General features: G+C 61.4%; 2 protein-coding genes. Both read left to right on the top strand.

Annotation, left to right across the window (positions count from 1 at the left end; translation table 11 throughout):
* Positions 1-1,958: penicillin-binding protein 1A (locus tag P0D70_RS36210; protein ID WP_408188054.1), on the top strand; the 1,958-nt coding region annotated here is incomplete at its 5' end.
* Positions 1,959-2,363: 405 nt separating this feature from the next.
* Positions 2,364-3,242: a lipid A biosynthesis lauroyl acyltransferase gene (locus tag P0D70_RS36205; protein WP_408188053.1), complete on the top strand. Its 879-nt coding sequence runs from the start codon at positions 2,364-2,366 to the stop codon at positions 3,240-3,242.
* The last annotated feature ends 947 nt before the right edge of the window (positions 3,243-4,189 follow it).

Genomic DNA, 4,189 nt, shown 5'->3' with positions numbered 1-4,189 from the left:
AGATCTACGAAATGCTGCTCGCGTACAAGATCGAACGCGCGCTGACCAAGGATCAGATACTCGAGCTGTACATGAACCAGATTTATCTGGGCGAGCGCGCATACGGTTTTGCCGCTGCCGCGCGCGTGTACTTCGGCAAGGATCTGAAAGACATCACACTGGCGGAATCGGCGATGCTGGCCGGTTTGCCGAAGGCGCCGTCCGCGTATAACCCGGTGGTCAATCCGAAGCGCGCGAAGATACGTCAGGAGTACATTCTGCGGCGCATGCTCGAGCTGAAATACATCAGCCAGGAGCAATACGACCAGGCGGTGAAGGAAGAGATCCACACCAAGAATCCGGGCAACGAATATAGCGTGCATGCCGAGTACATCGCCGAAATGGTCCGGCAGATGATGTACGCGCAGTACAAGGACGAAACCTATACGCGCGGCCTGAACGTCACCACCACGATCGACTCCGCCGACCAGGACGCCGCCTATCGCGCGGTGCGCAAGGGCGTGATGGATTACGAGCGGCGCCATGGTTATCGCGGGCCGGAAGGCTTCGTGCAACTGCCCGCGCCGGGTGACGACCGCGATCAGACGATCGACGACGCGCTCACCGATCATCCCGATAACGGCGAGATCATCGCCGCCGTGGTGACGGACGTGAATCCGAAGCAGGTCAAGGCGCAACTGGTGGACGGCACGCAGCTCGCGATCAGCGGCGACGGTCTGCGTTTCGTCGCCGGCGCATTGAGCACGCGCGCCACGGCCGCCACGAAGATCAAGGTCGGCTCGATCGTGCGCGTGCTCGCCGACGACAAGGGCAACTGGCAGATCACGCAACTGCCGCAAGTGGAGGGCGCGCTGGTGTCGCTCACGCCGCAGGACGGCGCGATTCGCGCGCTGGTGGGCGGCTTCGACTTCAACAAGAACAAGTTCAACCACGTCACGCAGGCGTGGCGTCAGCCGGGTTCGAGCTTCAAGCCGTTCATCTATTCGGCGGCGCTCGACAAGGGTCTCGGACCGGCCACGATCATCAACGACGCGCCGCTCTATTTCCCGTCGAGCACGCCGGGCGGCGACGCGTGGGAGCCGAAGGACGACGACCAGCCCGACGGTCCGATGCCGTTGCGTCTTGCGTTGCAGAAGTCGAAGAACCTGGTGTCGATCCGCATTCTGTCGTTCATCGGCACCAAGTACGCGCAAGACTTCGTCACGCAGCGGTTCGGCTTCGACGCCGACAAGACCCCGCCGTATCTGCCCATGGCGCTCGGTGCGGGACTCGTCACGCCGTTGCAGTCGGCGGGTGCGTATTCGGTGTTCGCAAACGGTGGCTACCGGATCAATCCGTATCTGATCAACGAGGTGACGGACGCGCGCGGCGAGCCGCTCTCCAAAGCGCAACCGCTCACAGCCGGTCGCGATGCGCCGCGTACGCTCGAACCGCGTAACGCGTACATCATGAACAGCCTGCTGCATTCGGTGGCGACGGCCGGCACGGGTGCCGGCACCAACGCGCTGCATCGTTCGGACTTGCAGGGCAAGACCGGTACGACCAACGACGCGAAAGACGGCTGGTTCGCCGGCTATCAGCAATCGCTCGTGGCGGTAGCGTGGATGGGTTATGACCAGCCGAAGACGCTCGGCAGCCGTGAATTCGGTGCGCAACTGGCCTTGCCGATCTGGGTGGAGTACATGCAGCGCGCGTTGCGTGGCGTGCCGCAGAGCGAGCCGGCGCAGCCGGACGGCGTGACTTCGGTCGACGGTGAGCTGTTCTATACGGACATGACGCCGGGCAATGGCTTCGTGGCCAGCATCGGTCTCGATTCGGCGAATCCGACCGCGGGCGTGAGCGACGCGGTCGGCGGCGTGGGACCCGCGGGCATGACGCCGCCGGTCGTGCCACCGCCTAGCGTTTCGTCGAACGAGAAGAAGCAGATCATGGATTTGTTCGAGTCCAACAAGCCCTGATGTCCCGCAAGGGGACGTTCAGTGGGGCGCAGCAGGGGTGTGCGGGCCGCATGAGCACGGCGGAGTCCGCGCACGCAAGATTCTGAAAGTGAAGCGAAGCGGCGCCTGGCGCGGCTTTCGCTCGGATTGCCGCGTGGCCCACCCGGCGGATTGTGTGCGCGGCAGGCGCAGTGTGTTTTAATCACGCCTGCGGTGCATTTATCAAGGGTCCTAAAGGACGCCTATTCCCTAGACGGTTTCGGCCTCCAGCACCACTGCGTCTCGCCGCGAGCGGGACGTCCATTCTCGAACTCCGCGCCGCGCGAGACCCGGTATGACGCGCGCGCCTGTCACTTCGTCCGTTGGCAATGTTGAGGTTGCGGCGGGCGGCGTGTTTGCCATCCAGCATCCACCGGGTCCCGCCTCGTGAAAAATCGAATTCTGATCTGTCTGATGACAGGTCTGCTGCGCGCGTTTGCGTTTCTGCCGTATAGCGTGGTCGCACGAATCGGCACGGGTATCGGCGCGTTGCTCTACCGCATTCCGAGCACGCGCCGGCGCGTCGTACATACCAACCTGAAGCTGTGTTTTCCGGATATGAGCGACGAGGCGCGCGAACGTCTGGCGCGTGCGCACTTTTGTCACGTTATCCGCAGCTATGTCGAGCGTGGGCCGCAGTGGTTCGGCAATGCGCAGGCGCTCGCACGCCTCGTCGAGGTGGAGAGCGCAATCGATCTCTCGGATATGACGGGTCAGCCGACGATTTTCGTCGGCTTCCATTTCGTCGGCATCGAGGCGGGCTGCATGATGTATTCGACACGGCATCCGGTCGCATCGCTCTATACGCCGATGTCGAACCTTCTTTTCGACGCGATGGCCAAGCGCCAGCGCGGTCGTTTCGGCACCGAGATGATCCCGCGCAGCGACAGCGTGCGGCGCGCGTTGCGCACGTTGCGCGAAGGCAAGCCCGTAATGCTGGCCGCCGATATGGATTTCGGCTTGCGCGATTCGGTGTTCGTGCCGTTCTTCGGCGTGCCGGCCTGCACGCTGACCTCCGTCTCGCGGATGGCGCGTGCGGCGAATGCGCGAGTGGTGCCGTTCGTCACGGAGGTGTTGCCGGACTACCGCGGATACAAGCTGAATATCTTCGAAGCGCTGAGCGATTTTCCGTCCGACGATGTGTCAGTCGACGCGCGGCGTATCACCGCGTTTCTCGAGACGCAGGTGAGGCGGATTCCTGATCAATATTATTGGGTGCATAAGCGGTTCAAGAACCGGCCGGCGGGTGAGGCGAGTGTTTATTGATGCAGTTCGGTTACGGGCTGCGGCAATGCGCGCGTCGCTGCGCTCACCCTTGGGTGAGCGCGCGGCGTCGCTAAACGCGTCGGCGGCAGAATGTGGTGCGCGGCCAAGGACTTAGCTGGTATCTCCGGATGTTATCAACAGGTCTGTCAACACAAACTGTGGATAAAGTGTCGTGCGATGCACAAGGTCTTCGATCATGGCCGCACTCGGACGACGGCACCCGCTTCCCCGGCCACGTTCATACTGGTGCGAAGGGAACCAGTGTCCACTCCCGCTACCGGTTCGATGGCGAGTCGCGCGAAATGCCACTTGGTGCATGGTCGCGCGTGGCGCTCGTCGCAAGATCAACCGAGCCGTGCGCGGCCCTCGCAGCGGGAACGCTCGACCACAGCACGAACACACTCCTATAGACCGCTTCCTGCGGGCGCACCACTGGAGTTTGATATCTGCGCTTGATCTCTACGGCGAGAATGCCGAGCTTATTTGCTGAAGTGAAGGCGGTGCGCCAGTTCTGCATCTATCAAAACGTCGTAATCGTCCTCGGTGCTCCAAAAATTTTTTCTTCGTTGCCTCGGGGAATATGGCTGAATCGGATGCCTTGGGTTCGCCATTCTTTAAGCTTTGGCTCAACGATATCTGACAATTTTTGTTGTGGGTTCCTACAGCTTGCGTTGGCATTCCCTGGTCTGGGTTTGTGTGAACGCAAGTCGCGCGTAATTTTAAGAGTTGTCGGATTTTCTGGTCATCTTGGTCCCTATAGGTTGCTTGTGCGTCAAACAAGTACAAAGCAAGCCAATAGGGATAAAAATGAAAAGACAAAGACTGTACGGGGAGGCGGCCGGATTTTCGGGCCGCCTGATGGCTGCGTTCGTGTTGCTGATACTTGCGTTCAGCGCAAATGCAGACGACTGCTTCTCGCTGTACGCGAAGTCCGGCGCCACGCCGGG

Origin of the sequence: Paraburkholderia sp. RL17-381-BIF-C, assembly GCF_046026435.1 — a bacterium.
Lineage (GTDB): Bacteria > Pseudomonadota > Gammaproteobacteria > Burkholderiales > Burkholderiaceae > Paraburkholderia.
Note: the sequence above shows the minus strand (reverse complement) of the source record. Positions and strands in the feature narration are given on the sequence as shown.